The sequence below is a fragment of the Stutzerimonas balearica DSM 6083 genome (genome assembly GCF_000818015.1).
GTDB lineage: Bacteria > Pseudomonadota > Gammaproteobacteria > Pseudomonadales > Pseudomonadaceae > Stutzerimonas > Stutzerimonas balearica.
On sequence record NZ_CP007511.1, the window covers coordinates 3361800 to 3377323 of the forward strand.

Below are 15524 nucleotides of genomic sequence, written 5' to 3' on the forward strand. Positions count from 1 at the left end.
GGTGCTAACGTGCGCCCCACGATAGCCGACGCGAGAACTGGGTGGCCCGGGCCGGCTCCAGGCCCGGGGACACCAGATAGCCCTGCATCACGTCGCAGCCGTTGTCGATCAGCCAGTCCCGCTGCGCCTCGCTCTCGACGCCTTCGGCGATGACTTCCAGGCCGAGATTGCGGCCCAGGTCGATGATGGTGCTGACTACCGCGGCATCGCGCGGCGAGTCGAGCATATTGGCGATGAACAGCTGGTCGATCTTCAGCGTGTCGAGCTCGAAGTTGCGCAGGTAGGCCAACGACGAGTAACCCGTGCCGAAGTCGTCGATCGCCACGCGCACGCCGAGCTGGCGCAACTGCCGGAGCTTGTCGCAGCTCTGCTCGATGTCCTGCATCAGCGTGCCTTCGGTGACTTCGATTTCCAGCTGGCCCGGGTTGAGGCCGTAGTCGTCGATCAGCCGACGCAGGTTGTCCAGCAGCCCGGTGCGGGCAAACTGCACCGGGCTGACGTTGAGGCTGAGGATCAGCTCGTCATCGAACAGCGACTGCCATTCGCGCCGCTGATGCAACCCTTCGCGCAACACCCACTCCCCGACCCGTTCGATCAACCGGGTCTCTTCGAGCAGCGGGATGAACACGCCCGGAGCCACCGGCTCGTCGGCGCGTGGCCAGCGCAGCAGCGCCTCGAAGCCACGCAGGCGGCCGTCGCCCAGCATGATCTGTGGCTGGTAGACGAGTTCGAAATCATTGCACTCGATGGCACTGCGCAGGTTTTCCTCCATGGTCAGGCGGGCGTGCGCGCGGCCGTTCATCTCGTTCGAGAAGAACCGATACTGGCGCCGGCCGGCGCGCTTGGCCTCGTACATGGCCATGTCCGCCGACCGCAGCAGCTCGTCGACGCGCTTGCCGCAGTCCGGAAAATGCGCAATGCCGATGCTCGCACCCAACGTGACCTCGGTCCCCTCGATGGTGTGCCGTACGGAAATCAGGTCGATCAGCTTCTCGGCAACCTTGGCCGCATCTTCGGGATGGTCGAGCGAATCGAGCAACGCCGTGAATTCGTCGCCGCCCATGCGGGCGATGATGTCGTACGGGCGCATGCAAGCCTCGAGCATGCGCGCGACCCGGCAGAGAATCTCGTCGCCGGCGTCATGCCCCAGCGAATCGTTGATGCGCTTGAAGCCATCGAGGTCGATATAGAGCACGGCCATGCCCTTGCCGTTACGGTCGACCCGCGCCAGCGCCGACTCCAGCGCCTGGTGGAAGCCTCGGCGGTTGAGCAGCCCGGTGAGCGAATCGGTGACCGCCTGCGTCTCGAGTTGAACGTGCAGGTTGCGCACGACCGACATGTCCAGCGCCAGCACCACCATCGAGCGCTGCTGGCGTGGCAGCGGCGAGCAGGACAGCGCGACCGGCAGGTGGCCGCCGTCGGCCTTGTGCAGTTGCGCCTCGTGCAAGCGATAAGTGGCCCCCGCCCGCCACTGGCGGTAGAACTCCGTGTCACGCCAGGGGCCGCCGACCTCGGGCGAAGCCAGGTGCTCGAGCAGCGGAGTGCCCTGGAGCGCCTCGACGCGGGACTCGAGCATCTGCGCGATGGCCGGGTTGGCGAAGCTGATGATGCCGTCCTCGCCGACCACCAGGATGCCCTCGGCCGCGTTGTTCAGCACCGAGGCGTTGAAGGCGCGGGCGCTGTCGAGCTGCTGCGACAGCAGCTGCAGGTCGCGGCGGTTGTGCTCGTGGGCGAGCAGCGTGTTGATCTTGTGCTTGAGTACCTGCGGATCGAAGGGCTTGAGAACGAAATCCACTGCGCCAGTCGCGTAGCCGCGCAGGACCGATTCGCGTGTGTGGGCAATGGCCGAGACAAAGATGATCGGCGTATAGCGGGTGTGCGGGTTGGCCCGCATCAGCCGCGCCACCTCGAAGCCGTCCATGCCGGGCATCTGCACGTCGAGCAGCACCAGCTCGACATCCAGTTCGAGCAGCGCCTTGAGCGCCGCCTCGCCGGAGCTGACGCCATGCACCTGCCAGTCGCCATCGCCCAGCAGCGCCTCCATGGCGACCAGGTTGGCTTCGCGGTCATCGACCACCAGCAGCGTGCGTCGCCGCGCCTGCGGTTTGAGCTGGGTCACGGCCATGGCAGCAGCTCCGCCGGCCCGAGCGTCATACCAGCAAGGCAATGGCTGCGCCCCGGCTGGGCGCTTAGCGGATTGGCAGGACGCAAGACGTTACTCCTCCTCATCGATACCCGGTCTCCGCAGCCCGAGGCTCTGCTCCAACACCGACAGCAGCGCCTCATGGGTGACCGGCTTGGCCAGCCAGGCATCAGCTCCGCCGGCCAGGGCACGCGCGGCCTCGTCGGGCTGCGCCAGCAGCGCAATCACCGGGACCTGGCAGGCGTGCTCCTCTTTCAGCCGGCGCGGCAGTTCGGCAGCTTCGCTCTCGGCCCGACTCATGTCGATCATGACCAGATCGAAGGCGCCGTCATCGAAGCGCTGCAGCGCCTCGCCGGGACCGGTGACCGCCTCCACCTGCAGGCCGAGCGTATCCAGGTCCCCGGTCAGCGAGTACAGCAGGCGCACGTCCTCGTCGACCAGCAGCACGCGCTGTCCCAACGCGACGCTGCGTTCGGCCGGCATGAACTGTGAATGTCCGTGCACGTTCAGGGCTTCGCCCAACGCCTGCAGTTCGTCCGCGCGCGATAAAAGCGTCACGGGATAGCGCTGCAGCCGGGAAAGCTGCGCCGCATCGGGAGCCGTCTCACTCAGTACCACCACCCTTACCTCCTTCAATGGCCGTAGCCGATCGAGCGCATCGAGCAGATCGCTTCCCTGTGCATCGGGGAGTTCATAGTCGACGACCAGTACGCCGTAGGCGCGTTCGGCGAAGGCCAGCCTCGCCGCCTCGCTGGTGCCGGTAACGCTGACGCTGTAGCCGAGCCGCTCGAGATAATCACGTAGCTGCGCACGCCGGCGCGGATCGGCCTCGACCAGCAGCAGGCGCAGCGGATTGCTTTCACGCCGGCCGAGTTCGATGAACAGCCGCTCGAGCGAGGCCTGTGAAACCGGCTTCATCAGATAGCGCCCGTGGTCGTCGTGCCACTCGCCCGGCTGAGGCACGCAGGAAATGATCACCACCGGCATACGCTGATGACGCTCATCGTTGCGCAGCTGACGGTAGATTTCCCAGCCACTGACGTCCGGCAGCAGGATGTCGAGGATCACCGCGGCGAAACGCCCATGACGCAAGGCTTCGATGCCCTGCTCGCCGTCCGCGCACACCAGCGGGGCGAAGCCATGGGTGTGCGCGACCTCGGCCACCACCGAGGCGAAGTCGGCATCGTCCTCGATGATCAACACGCCGGGCGCCGCGCCCTCCTGCCGGGAGATCAGCGGGGCGCGCTCCGGGCGGGGGGCGCTGGGCGTATGGCGCGGCAGCCCGAACTCGACGCTGAAGCACGAGCCCTTGCCCGGTTCGCTCTCGACCCAGATGCGGCCGCCCAGCACCTCGACCAGTTGCCGCGTGATGGCCAGCCCCAGCCCGGTGCCGCCGTACTGGCGGCTGATCGAGCCGTCGATCTGCTGGAACGCCTGGAAGATCCGTTCCTGCTCCTCGGCAGGAATGCCGATCCCGGTGTCGCATACGACGATCTGCAGCACCGCACATTCGTGCGCAGCGGCGCCTTCCTTGCAGCGAATCTTCACCTCGACGCGCCCGCGTTCGGTGAACTTCAGCGCATTGGTGAGCAGGTTGCGCAGGATCTGCTGCAGACGGATCCGGTCGCTGTCCAGGCTGATCGGTGCGCCAGGCTCGAGCGTCGTGGTCAGGGTCAAGCCCTTCTGTGCCGCCATCGGCCCGAGCGCCGCCTGCGCCTCGTCGAGCAATTGCCGCAGGTCGACCGGCTCGAGACTGAGCTGCATATGGCCGGATTCGATACGGGCCAGGTCGAGCACGTCATTGATCATCTGCAGCAGGTCGTGGCCGGCGCGATGCATGATATCGGCGTGGCGCACCTGCTTTTCGCTGAGGTTGCCCTGAGCGTTCTGCCGCAGCTGATCGCTGAGAATGAGGATGCTGTTGAGCGGTGTGCGCAGCTCATGCGACATGTTGGCGAGAAATTCGGACTTGTAACGGTTGGCCACCGCCAGCTGGTCGGCCTGGTCGCGCAGCCGCCGCTCGGCCGCCTTGCGATGGCTGATGTCGATGATCACCGCCTGCACCAGGACTTCGTCGCCGCTGCGCAGCGGCGACAGACCGATCTCCACCGGCAACAGGCTGCCATCGCGATGACGGCCGAACAGCTCGCGGTTGCTACCCATGCGCCGCGGCTCCGGATGTTCGCTGAAGGCCTGGCGCAGCCCTCGATGCGCCTCGCGGGTGGCTTCGGGCAGGAGGATTTCCAGGGCCTGGCCGAGCAGCTCCTGGCGGTTGTAGCCAAACAGCAGCTCGGTCTGGCGATTGACCATGACGATGATGCCGTGGCTGTCGACCAGCACGAAGGCATTCGGCGAGGCTTCGACGACATTGCGAAAGCGCTCCTCGTCGCGCTTGCGCGCCTGCAGATCGACGAGGTTGACCACATAGAACAGGGCGTCGTCCTGTTTGAAGCTGGTCTGGCTGAGCGCCACCGGAATCGGGTTGCCGTCCTCGCGAATTGCCTGGGTTTCCTGCTGGGTCGCCGTCACCCGCAGCGACACCGAGTCGCTGCTCGTCAGCTCCGGCAGGTAGCGGCTGGCACGCTCGCCGGCGAGCAGCGACGTGCTGCTGCCCAAGAGGTTCGCCGCACTCTGGTTGGCCAGCTCGATTCGCCCGCTGGCGTTGCACAGCAGCGTGGCTACCGGCAGTTGTTCGATCAGCTGGCGAAAACGCGCCTCCCGCTCGCGGGCGAGCAGGCTTGCGGCCTCGCTCTGGCGCAAGGCCCGCTCGCGAAGATAGAGATAGCCGCCGACCAGCAGGGAAAACAGCATGGCCGCGGCCAGCGTCGGCAGCAGGTTGAAGCCGAGCGAGCTGCGCTGCGCGGCGGCCTCGTATTGCCGCGTACTGGCGACCTTCAACTGCCAGCTGCGGCCGTACATGTAGATGTTGCGCGTGCGCTGAAAGCGCGCGTTCGGGTCGATGCCACCACGCCCGGCCAGCAGCGGCACCTCTGGGTTGCCGGCATCGAACAACTGCAGCAGCAGGCTGTCGCTACGCGAACCGAGGATGCCTTCCATCAGGTCGGTCAGGCGAAAGGCGCCATGCATTGTGCCGAAGAAGGCGCGGCGGCGTTCTTCCACGGTAGTGATCGGCGAGTTCGGCCGGTACAGGGGGAAGTACAGCAGCACGCCGCTCTGCACATCCTGCTCGGTTTCCTGCTTCAGACGCAGGGGGCCGGTCAGCACCGGGTTGCCGCTGTCGCGTGCGGCGACGATCGCTTCGCGCCGGGTCGCCTCGCTGAACATGTCAAAGCCCATCACCCGCCGATTGCGCCAGTCGGTCGGGTGGATGTGCTCAACGAACAGGTACTCGTCGCGCAGGCCTTGCGGATAGATGCGAAACAGGGGGCGCCCGCCAGCTCGGATCGATTCGACCAGCGGGACGATCGTCTCGCGGGTGGCGTAGCGGGCCAATGCCACGGCCTGGATACCGGGATAGAAGTCCTGCAGTTGCAGCTGGTCGGAGGCTCGCCCCCATTCCTCGGCATTCAGCTCGGCGCTGCCGGCATAGAGCCCCGCCATGCCGCGCAGCACCATCTCGTAAGCGCGCATGCGCGCACGCAGCGTCTGCTCGATGTCGTCGACCGCGAACGTGAAACGCTGCTCCTGCTCGATCCGGGTTCGGCTTTCCTGGGCATGCCATTGCCAGCCGATCCAGCCACCCAGCCCCGCCATGAGCGCCAGCGTGACGAGCAGCGGCAGCCAAGGCTTGCGGGAATGGAAAGCGGGACGATCTTCCATTCGACCTCCTCTGCGCCACTACTGGCGTGCTTCAACCGTTTGAGAGTCGAAGCGTGCGGAGAGGTTCCATAGAAAAAGCGCAGCCTGAAGGGTATTTGACGCCTGTTTCACGTCACCGGCGAGGCCTGCCCTGGCCTCGCCAGGTCAAAACGCTCAGAGCGGACGGAGATTGATCTCCACGCGGCGGTTCTGCGCGCGCCCCGCGGCGGTGTCGTTGCTGGCGATCGGTTGGTTCGGCCCAACACCGAATGCCGAGATACGCGACGCTGCAACACCATTGGCGGTGAGGTAGGCCGCCACGCTCTGCGCGCGACGATTGGACAGATCCTGGTTCAGCTGCATCGAGCCGGTGCTGTCGGTATGACCGACGATCTCGACGCCGTTCTTGTTGAACTCCTTGAACACTTGCACCAGCGAATTGAGGGTCGGGTAGAAGGAACTGGAGATGTCCGCCGAATTGCTGGCGAAGGTGATGTTACCGGGCATGATCAGCGTCAGGTTGTCACCGTTGCGCTGCACCTGAACGCCGGTGCCCTGCAGCGTCTGCCGCAGCTTGGCTTCCTGGGTGTCGACGTAATAACCGTAGCCACCGGCGGCGGCGCCACCGACCGCCGCCCCGATGAGCGCGCCCTTGGTGCGGTCTTTCTTGCTCGAGGTGGCTGCACCGATGACCGCGCCGGTGACGGCACCAATCCCGCCGTAGACGCCCGCCTTGCCCGCCTCGCGCTCGCCGGTATAAGGGTTGGTGGTGCAGCCGGCCAGCAGCGCGATGCCTACTGCCATGGCGGAAAACTTGCTCAGGGTCTTCATAACGCGTTCCTATGTCCTTCGATGGTCAGACCGGGCACACAACGCACCGGCCAGGCCCAGAGCTTACCACCCGCTACCGCAGGTGGCCGCGCGGTGTACCACGCTTCGGCCCTTTCAGGCCCGGACGAAGGGGTTTTCGCGCATTTCCTCGCCCAGGCAGGTGTCGGGACCATGCCCGGTCACTACGGTGGCGTCTTCGTCGAGGCGATAAAGCCGCTGGCGGATGGAACGCTCGATGGTCGAATAATCGCCACCCCACAGGTCGGTCCGGCCTATACCGCGGCGAAACAGGGTGTCACCGGCGATCAGCAGCTTGGCATCGGCGAACCAGAAGCTCATCGACCCCGGCGTATGCCCGGGCGTGTGCAACGCCACCCCGCAGCCGCAGGCCAGCTCCTCGTCGTCGGACAGCCAGCGATCCGGTGCCGGCACCGGCGTGTAGGGCACGCCGAACATGCGGCATTGCAGCTCGAGGTTGTCCCAGAGGAACTGGTCGTCCTTGTGCAGATGCAGCGTGGCACCGGTTCGTTCCTTCATCTGTCCGGACGCCAGAAAATGGTCCAGATGCGCATGGGTATGGATGATGCTGACCAGCCGCAGCCCGAGCGCCTCCAGCCGCGCCATGATCCGCTCCGGGTCGCCGCCCGGATCGACGACCAGGGCCTTGCCGGTCAGCGGATCGCCGATGATCGTGCAGTTGCACTGCAACGGGCCGACGGGGAAGGTTTCGCGGATGAGCGCGGCTGTGGCGGTGTGCATGGCGGATCCTGAAGCGAGCGGAATTGCCGATGAAAATGGCGGCGGCCGAAGCTGGTTTCAATAGCCAGCTCGCCGCCTGCAGCAGGTCGGCGCCCGCGCGCGCCGACGAGCCACCGGCCAGGTCAGCCCGATGCCTGCCGTGACGCGCTACAGAGACGACACCTGGGCCGAGCCCGCCTTCGTCCAGGCGGCGATGTCGCTGCGGATGCGCTTCTTGTCGAGCTTGCCGACGCTGGTCTTGGGAATTTCCGCGACCGCGGCGATCTGCTGGGGTACGGCCCACTTGTTGATCAGACCTTCGGCTACTGCGGGCTCGAGAAACTGCTGCAGCCCACGCGCATCGAGCTGCTCGCCGGCGCCCAGCACGAGCAGTGCGAACGGCCGCTCGCCCCAGCGCTCATCCGGCACGCCGACCACCGCGACCTCGCGCACGGCAGGGTGCCGGCTGATCAGCCCTTCAAGGGCGAGCGAGGAAATCCACTCGCCACCGGTCTTGATCACATCCTTGATGCGGTCACGGATGTCGATGTTGCTCATCTCGTCGAGCGTCGCCACATCGCCGGTATGCAGCCAGCCACCGGCCCAGAGCTCCTCGCTCTTTTCCGGCTCGTTGAAATAGCCCTGCGTCAGCCAGGGCGCGCGCAGCACCAGCTCGCCCTGCGACTGGCCATCGGCTGGCAGGAAGCTGCCATCGGGTGCCTGAATCGCCGCGTCCACCAGCACGACCGGGACGCCGGCCTTGAGGCGAAACTGGACGCGCGCCTCTTCATCGGCAGCAAGCAGCTCGTCGTTTATGTGCGCGCCGGAAATCAGCGGGCAGGTTTCGGACATGCCATACGCGGCGATCAGCTCCATCCCGCGCGCCTTGGCCAGGTCGTAGAGGCCACGGGTGAGCGCACTGCCGCCAATGGTGATCTTCCAGCCGGCAAAATCGGCGCCCTGCGCGGCCTTGGCGTTGAGCAGCATCTGCACGATGGTCGGCACGCAATGCGAGAAGGTCACGCCTTCGCGGCGCCACAGGTCGATCAGCAACTCGGGGTCGTAACGCCCCGGGTAGACCTGTTTGAGGCCAAGCATGGTGGCCACGTATGGCAAGCCCCAGGCATGCACGTGAAACATCGGCGTAATCGGCATGTAGACGTCGCCCGAGCCCATCAGCCGCGGATTCTCGCGGCAGCCGACGGTGACCGCGGTGGCCAGGGTGTGCAGCACCAGCTGACGATGGGTGAAGTACACGCCCTTGGGATTGCCGGTGGTACCGGTGGTGTAGAACGTCGTGGCGACCGAGTCCTCGTCGAAGTCGGGGAAGTCGTATTCGGGCGACGCTGCAGCAAGCAGGCTCTCGTACTCGCCGATGCAGTCCGGCAATTGCGCCTCGCCGGCCTCACCGTCGCTGATCAGCAGGGTCTTCTCCACCGTGGTCAGTTGCCCGGCGATCCCCTGGTAGAGGGCCGCGAAATCGCGGTTGACCAGGACGAAACGATCCTCGGCATGGTTCATCGTGTAGAGGATCTGCTCGGGCGACAGGCGCACGTTGATGGTGTGCACCACCGCACCGATCATCGGAATGGCGAACATGCATTCCAGGTAGCGATGACTGTCCCAGTCCATCACTGCCACCGTATCCCCCGCCTTGACGCCGGCCGCCGTGAGCACATTGGCCAGGCGCGCGATGCGCTGGTTCAGCGTGCGGTAGTCGAAGCGCAGCTGGTCGCGGTAGACGATTTCACGGGTTCGCTCATAGCGCAGCCCGGACAACAGCAGGCGCTTGATCAGCAGAGGATACGGATAGGCATTGGCGGCGGGCTTGATCACGCGGGTCTGCAACATGACGGCTTCCTGTTTCTTGTTGGAGTTGTAACGCCACTCTAGAACGGGCCGCGCCAGGGCAAACCGGCGGATTATTTCCGGATGCGTCTGCGTGCTAGCCGATCTCGCTCAGCGCCAGGCGTGCGCCGAGCGCGATCAGTACGGCACCGGTCACACGGTCGAACCAGTGCCCCATGCGTGCGAAGCCTGCTCGCACGCGGTCCCGGCTGAACAGCCAGGCCACCAGGCAGAACCAGAGCGTCGTGGCGCAGGCCAGATATAGCCCGTAACCGGCTTGCACTGCCAGCGGAGTATCGTGGCTGATAACCACGGTGAATAACGACAGGAAGAACAGCGTGGCTTTCGGGTTCAGACCGTTGGTGACAAAGCCCACGGTGAACGCCTGACGCGCGCGCCGCGTCGGTACCGGGCCCGCCGTCAGCGTCGCCGCCTCGAGTTGCGGCCTGGCGCGCAGCGCCTTCCAGCCCAGATAGACCAGGTAGCCGGCAGCCAGCCACTTGAAGAGGTTGAACAGCAGGATCGACTGCGAGACGATCAGGCCGATGCCCAGCAGCGAATAGGCGATGTGCACGAAGATGCCGCTGCCCACGCCAAGCGCGGTCCACAGCCCGGCTCGCTGGCCCTGGGTGACGCTCTCGCGCACCACCACCGCAAAATCCGGCCCGGGGCTGGCGACGGCCAGCAGATGCACCAGAGCGACTGTCAGAAATTCCATCCAATACACGATCACCTCCGCTAGAAACCTGCTCGGGGCATTGTCGATCCGCCCCGCCCGATCCGAAAAGGTACAGTTGATGTCAAAACGCGCCGTCTTTCTCGACCTCGCCCCGCTCGACCAGGGCGACCTGGATTTCTCCGCCCTGCGCGATGCCTTCGAGACCTTCGACTGTTACGAGCAGACCCCAGCACAGGACATCGTCGAGCGACTGCGCGGCGCCCAGGTGGCCATCGTCAACAAGGTCGCGCTGAGCGACGAGACGCTTTCCGCCTGCCCTGACCTGAAGCTGATTCTGGTCGCCGCCACGGGCGTCAACAACATCGACCTGGCTGCCGCCCGTCGACTGGGCATAACCGTGTGCAATTGCCAGGCGTACGGCACGCCGACGGTCGCGCAGCATACGCTGGCGCTGCTGCTGGCGCTGGCAACCCGCCTTCCGAATTATCAGGCGGCGGTCGCCCAGGGCCGCTGGCAGCAGAGCGGCCAGTTCTGCCTGTTGGACTACCCGATCGTCGAGCTCGCCGGCAAGAAGCTCGGGCTGCTCGGCCATGGCGAGCTGGGCAGCGCGGTGGCGCGCCTGGCCGAGGCGTTCGGCATGCAGGTCCTGGTCGGCAATCTGCCGGGGCGCCCCACCCGGCCCGAGCGGCTCGGCCTCGACGAATTGTTGCCGCAGGTCGATGCCCTGACACTGCATTGTCCGCTCACCGAACAGACGCGCGATCTGATCGGCGAGCGCGAGCTGCGCATGATGAAACCGGGGGCCTTTCTGATCAACGCGGCGCGCGGCGGCCTGGTCAACGAACAGGCCCTGGCTGACGCGCTGCGCACAGGCCACCTCGGTGGCGCGGCCACCGACGTGCTGACCAGCGAACCACCGCAGGACAACAATCCGCTGCTGGCCACCGACATACCGCGCCTGATCGTGACGCCGCACAGCGCCTGGGGCAGCCGCGAAGCGCGACAGCGCATTGTCGAGCAGATGGCCGAAAACGCCGCGGCTTTCTTTGCTGGCACGCCGCTGCGCCAGGTCGGCTGACTGTCGGCACAGCGATCCGGGCTGGTAAGCTGCGCGGCTTTTCAGGGAGGCATCATGGACCCTCGAAGCGAAGTTCTGCTGCGCCAGGCCGAGCTGTTCACCGGCCAACTGCTGCTGGTTGGCCTGCCCGCCGACGACCTGCTGGGCCGGTTGGTCGATGCCCGCGGCTGGACCTGGCACGCCGGCGACTGGCAACGCCTGGAGGCGCGATTCCACGGGCGCTGCCACTTCGGCACCGAGGCCCCGGACGAGGATCTGGCCGGAGCCGTGCTGTTTCTCCCCAAGTCGCGTGAGCTGGCCGATTATCTGCTGCAGGCACTCGCAGCCCGGCTGCACGGTCGGCCGCTCTACATCGTCGGCGAGAAGCGCGGCGGCATCGAGCGCGCCGGCAAACAGCTGGCGGCCTTCGGCCGGCCGCGAAAACTGGACAACGCACGGCATTGTCAGCTCTGGCAAGTCGAAGTCAGCCAGGCGCCGGCTGCGCCGGAGTTGGCCCGGCTGGCCCGGCACTACCGGCTCGAACTCGCCGACGGGCCGCTCGAGGTGGTCAGCCTTCCGGGGGTGTTCAGCCATGGCCGCCTGGACCGTGGCAGTGCGCTGCTGCTGGAACATCTGGACGACCTGCCGCCAGGCCGCGTACTGGACTTCGGCTGTGGCGCCGGCGTTCTCGGTGCGGTGTTGAAGCGCCGCTATCCCGCGAGCGAACTGGTGCTGCTGGATGTCGACGCCTTCGCCGTCCGCAGCAGCGAGCTGACCCTCGCCGCAAACGGTTTGCAAGGCGAAGTGCTGGCCGGTGACGGCATCGATGCCGCGCCCCGGCAGCTGGACGCGATCGTCAGCAACCCGCCCTTCCACCAGGGTGTACACACCAGTTATGCGGCCAGCGAAGCGCTGCTGGCGAAAGCCGGCGAACACCTGCGCGCGGGCGGCGAAATCCGTCTGGTGGCCAACGCCTTCCTGCGCTATCGGCCGCTGATCGAAGCCAGTTTAGGCGCCTGCCACACCTTGGCCGAAGCCGATGGTTTCCGCATCTACCAGGCTCGCAAGGGCTGAGCGGAGGGCCGCTTTCCGACCAAGGGTTGCGCGACGGCGAGCAGTTCGGCAAACTCGCCGCCGTCCTCTGGGGGAGTAGTCTCAGGCGCGCGCAAGCGCACGCCTGGCATGCGTCAACACACTTGGTCCACAGACCATGGCGTATGCGACCGAACCGCATCTGCGGCGCTGTCTGACAAGACCCATGGCATGTACTCCTGACCCGGGCGGGCAGGCGGTGCGTGCCATGGTGATCATCTCGACCCGCCCTCAAGGAATGCCGTTTGGAAGCCCTCGCAGTCCCTACTTTCATCGTTGCCCTGGCGGAAATTGGCGACAAGACCCAGCTCCTCGCCCTGCTCCTGGCCGCCCGCTATCGCCGCCCCTGGCCGATCATCTGGGGCATCGTCGTCGCCACCCTGGCCAACCATGCCGCTGCCGGCCTGCTCGGCAACATCGTCTCCGATCTGCTGTCGCCCGTGATGCTGCGCTGGATTCTCGCCCTGAGCTTTGCCCTTGTCGCCGTCTGGACGCTTATTCCCGACCGGCTCGATGACGATGACGCCCGGCTCGGCCGCGCCTACGGGCCTTTCCTCGCCACGCTGATCGCGTTCTTCATCGCCGAGATGGGCGACAAGACTCAGGTCGCCACCGTGATGCTGGCAGCCCAGTATCCGCAACTGGTCCTCGTCGTGATCGGCACGACCCTTGGCATGCTGATCGCCAACGTCCCGGTGGTGCTGGCCAGCCACTTCGCCGCCGACCGCCTGCCCCTGACGCTGATTCGCCGGATCGCAGCGGCCGCGTTCGCCGTGCTGGCGATCTATGCAGCGTACGAGGCGGTCAGCATGAGCGGTATCGTTTCAAGCTGATACCCAGCGCAAATCCGCCGACGAAGCCAGCTGGTAGAGTGCTGATCGCAGTGCCTACCAGCGTTCGAGGAGATCAGGCTGCATGTCGGCGGATGGACGCAAGAAACGAGTCTGTACCCATATCGATCTGAGCTGGAACAAAGGCCGCCTGGCTCTTTCCGAGCAACTGCAGAGCCGCTATTTCAGCTACAAGAGCTCGGTAGGCGGGCAACCGCTCAACGCGGCCGGCTTCGCTGAACTGGTGCGCGACGTGCGCAACGCCGTTCCCGATCTGGAAGTGGTGGTCGATGAATGCCTGTGCGAAGGCCATCGGGTCGTCACCACCTGCACGGTGATGGGCACCCTCACCCGCCCGTTGCTGGGCTGCCCGGCCAACGACAAGATCTTGGCCGTCGCGGCGATTTCGCTATGGACGTTCAATTCCGCCGGGGAAATCGAGGACGTCAGTACCCTGCTCGACCTGGAGAACGCGCGCCTGCAACTGGGGTTGCACAGCGCGCTCGGCGACGGCCTTTCCACACTCTAGGCAAAACGTCCCGCCTCAGCGGCGGGCCTGCTCGTAAAGGGGCATCACCTTCGGCACGGTATTGCGCAGCGCCTCGATACGGCTGCTCGAGGAGGGGTGGGTGCTCATGAACTCCGGCGGGGCCGAGCCACCGGCGGACGCCATCTTCTGCCACAGACTGATGGCAGCCTTGGGGTTGTAACCGGCACGTGCCGCCAGTTCCAGCCCGATGAGGTCCGCCTCGTTTTCGTTGGAGCGGCTGTTGGGCAGCGTCATCAGGTATTCAACACCCATGTTCGCCAGTTGCAGGCTGCCCGCGTCGACTCCAAAGGCCGAGCCCAGCTGAGTGGCCATCTGCACGCCGTACGCCTTGGACATCGCCTCACGGCCATGCTCGCGCAAGGCATGCGCGATTTCATGCCCCATGACCGCAGCGATCTCGTCGTCGGTCAGGTTCAGCTTTTCCACCAGGCCGGTGTAGAAGATGATCTTGCCGCCGGGCCCGCAGTTGGCATTCAACTCTTCGCTGTCGATCACGTTTACATCCCAGTCCCATTGAGCCGCATCGGGTCGGAACACGCCGACCTGGGCGATCAGGCGCTGGGCAATGGCGTTGATGCGCTTGCTGATGGCACTGTTCTTCTCCAGCGCGCCCTTGCTCGCCGCCTCGCTCAGCGTTTCCTGATAGGACTGCGCGTACATCTGGTTGACCTGCTCGGTGGAGAGCATGCTGAACATGTATTGCTTGCGCTCGACGCCTACGGCCCCGCCGCTGGTCGTGTTGACAGCCTGGCAGCCGGCCATCAGCGAGGCGGCGACCAGCACGGATAGAATGTTGCGCTTGGGCATGGGCGGTACTCCGGAAGATCCGCCCGTATCCTAGAGCCAGCCCGGCGAGCAGACAACCGCTGCGCACCCGTGCCGCGGCAGGCCACTCAGTTGGCTGGCGTCAGGCATTGGGGCGCATCGAGCGCCGGGTCGTTGACGAAGGTCGCCAGCGGTCGCTCGCGCAAGGGTGGCTGCGGGCTATTCAGCAGCTCACGCAGGCGCTGCTCGGGTGTCTGCGGGTCGATCCATTCGGCACAGGCTGCCCCCGACAGCAACAGCGGCCTGCGCTGATCGGCAGCCGGCAAGGTGACCACGGCCGCGCTCAGGTACTCCTGGCCCTGAACCGGGTAACGCTCCCAGAGCGCCGCGAAGTAGATCAGCGAGTCTTCGGTGGTCATCCAGTACGGCCGCTTGCGCACGCGTCCGCGCCATTCGTAGAAGCCATTGGCCGGCAGCAAGCCGCGGCGCTGCTGATAGGCCTCGCGGAACATCGGCTGCTCGGCGAGCGTTTCCGAGCGTGCCTGCGCCGGCGTGCGGGTGAAGTCGGTCAGCCAGGCCGGCGTCAGCCCCCAGCGCACCCGGTCGAGTCGCAGCCCGCCTGCCGCGCTGCGCAACAGCAGCACCTGCGCGCCCGGCGCAAGATTCCAGTGTGGCTGCTGGTCAGCAGGAAAACCGGGGATTGCAGAGAATTCCGCATTCCAACGGAACAGGGCGAAGCGGCCACACATACACGACTCAACAGATCAGTTCACCGGGATAGCTTTCCGGTTCGTCGCCGGGCAGCGGTTCGGCGCCATTGTACGCGGCGATCAGCTGACGTGCCCGCTCCGCCTGGTCATCCTCGACCAGCAGGCCGAGCAGCCCGAGCGCAGGCAGCTCGCCCATCGCACCGAGCAGATGGCCGCCGGCAATGTACGCGCCGATTCCTTCGGCCTCCAGCATGCCGATCAGCACCTGCGCCTCGAGCAGGTCGCAGGGCTCGTAGATTCGCTGCATCAATCGTCCTCTCTACGCACGCTGAGCTGCCAGCGGGTACCGTCGGTTTCCAGCAGGAAGACCACCGGGCGGCAGCACACCGGACAATCCTCGTCGTACTGCTGATCACCGCCACTGAGATCGAGCACCGCCTCGACCGTTTCCCAGCAATAGGGACACTGATAATTCTGCACTTCCAGCATCGGCGCCTCCGCGTAACTTATCGTTATAATCGC

Annotated in this window: 14 protein-coding genes and 1 riboswitch; of the genes, 4 read left to right on the forward strand and 10 right to left on the reverse strand. The window is 65.8% G+C overall.

Translation table 11 applies throughout. The annotated features are described in order from the left end of the window. Positions 1-4: 4 nt before the first annotated feature. The 6 genes from CL52_RS15520 to CL52_RS15545 form a co-directional block, all read right to left on the reverse strand. On the reverse strand, positions 5-2125 hold the full coding sequence (locus CL52_RS15520; RefSeq protein WP_041104163.1) for a two-component system response regulator: 2121 nt from the start codon (positions 2123-2125) through the stop codon (positions 5-7). Between the two features lie 90 nt (positions 2126-2215). Further along, positions 2216-5923: a CHASE domain-containing protein gene (locus CL52_RS15525; RefSeq protein ID WP_043221645.1), complete on the reverse strand. Its 3708-nt coding sequence runs from the start codon at positions 5921-5923 to the stop codon at positions 2216-2218. Between the two features lie 153 nt (positions 5924-6076). Next, on the reverse strand, positions 6077-6733 hold the full coding sequence (locus tag CL52_RS15530) for a YiaD family glycine zipper/OmpA-like lipoprotein (protein ID WP_043221646.1): 657 nt from the start codon (positions 6731-6733) through the stop codon (positions 6077-6079). Between the two features lie 114 nt (positions 6734-6847). Beyond that, positions 6848-7492 (reverse strand): MBL fold metallo-hydrolase, encoded by a 645-nt coding sequence (locus tag CL52_RS15535; protein ID WP_043221647.1) that lies wholly within the window; start codon positions 7490-7492, stop codon positions 6848-6850. A 147-nt stretch (positions 7493-7639) separates the two neighbouring features. Beyond that, on the reverse strand, positions 7640-9322 hold the full coding sequence (locus CL52_RS15540) for a fatty acid--CoA ligase (RefSeq protein ID WP_043221648.1): 1683 nt from the start codon (positions 9320-9322) through the stop codon (positions 7640-7642). Between the two features lie 94 nt (positions 9323-9416). Next, entirely contained in the window at positions 9417-10046 is a 630-nt protein-coding gene (locus CL52_RS15545; protein ID WP_041104155.1) for a LysE family translocator, read from the reverse strand. A gap of 70 nt (positions 10047-10116) precedes the next feature. Between CL52_RS15545 and CL52_RS15550 the strand changes: the two genes are divergently transcribed. The 4 genes from CL52_RS15550 (at position 10117) to CL52_RS15565 (ending at position 13506) form a co-directional block, all read left to right on the forward strand. After that, positions 10117-11076 carry a 2-hydroxyacid dehydrogenase gene (locus CL52_RS15550; protein ID WP_043221649.1) on the forward strand — a complete coding sequence of 320 codons (960 nt, stop codon included), beginning with the start codon at positions 10117-10119 and terminating at the stop codon, positions 11074-11076. Positions 11077-11130: 54 nt separating this feature from the next. Continuing rightward, on the forward strand, positions 11131-12129 hold the full coding sequence (locus CL52_RS15555; RefSeq protein WP_043221650.1) for a methyltransferase: 999 nt from the start codon (positions 11131-11133) through the stop codon (positions 12127-12129). 64 nt (positions 12130-12193) lie between these two features. Then, a riboswitch (yybP-ykoY riboswitch) is annotated at positions 12194-12376 on the forward strand. Positions 12377-12392: 16 nt separating this feature from the next. Then, complete coding sequence (locus CL52_RS15560) at positions 12393-12980, forward strand: TMEM165/GDT1 family protein (RefSeq protein WP_041104150.1); 588 nt, start codon at positions 12393-12395, stop codon at positions 12978-12980. Between the two features lie 82 nt (positions 12981-13062). After that, positions 13063-13506 (forward strand): ester cyclase, encoded by a 444-nt coding sequence (locus CL52_RS15565; RefSeq protein ID WP_041104148.1) that lies wholly within the window; start codon positions 13063-13065, stop codon positions 13504-13506. 15 nt (positions 13507-13521) lie between these two features. Here the strand turns inward: CL52_RS15565 and CL52_RS15570 are convergent, their stop codons facing one another. From CL52_RS15570 to CL52_RS15585, 4 genes are all read right to left on the reverse strand, one after another. After that, positions 13522-14334: a M48 family metallopeptidase gene (locus CL52_RS15570; protein ID WP_043221651.1), complete on the reverse strand. Its 813-nt coding sequence runs from the start codon at positions 14332-14334 to the stop codon at positions 13522-13524. An 86-nt stretch (positions 14335-14420) separates the two neighbouring features. Further along, positions 14421-15041 (reverse strand): SOS response-associated peptidase, encoded by a 621-nt coding sequence (locus CL52_RS15575; protein ID WP_043221652.1) that lies wholly within the window; start codon positions 15039-15041, stop codon positions 14421-14423. 7 nt (positions 15042-15048) lie between these two features. Then, entirely contained in the window at positions 15049-15309 is a 261-nt protein-coding gene (locus CL52_RS15580) for a putative signal transducing protein (RefSeq protein WP_041104143.1), read from the reverse strand. Next, positions 15309-15491, reverse strand: coding sequence for a CPXCG motif-containing cysteine-rich protein (locus CL52_RS15585; protein ID WP_041104140.1), 183 nt, complete (start codon positions 15489-15491; stop codon positions 15309-15311). The genes CL52_RS15580 and CL52_RS15585 overlap by 1 nt, the downstream gene beginning before the upstream one ends. Positions 15492-15524 lie beyond the last annotated feature (33 nt).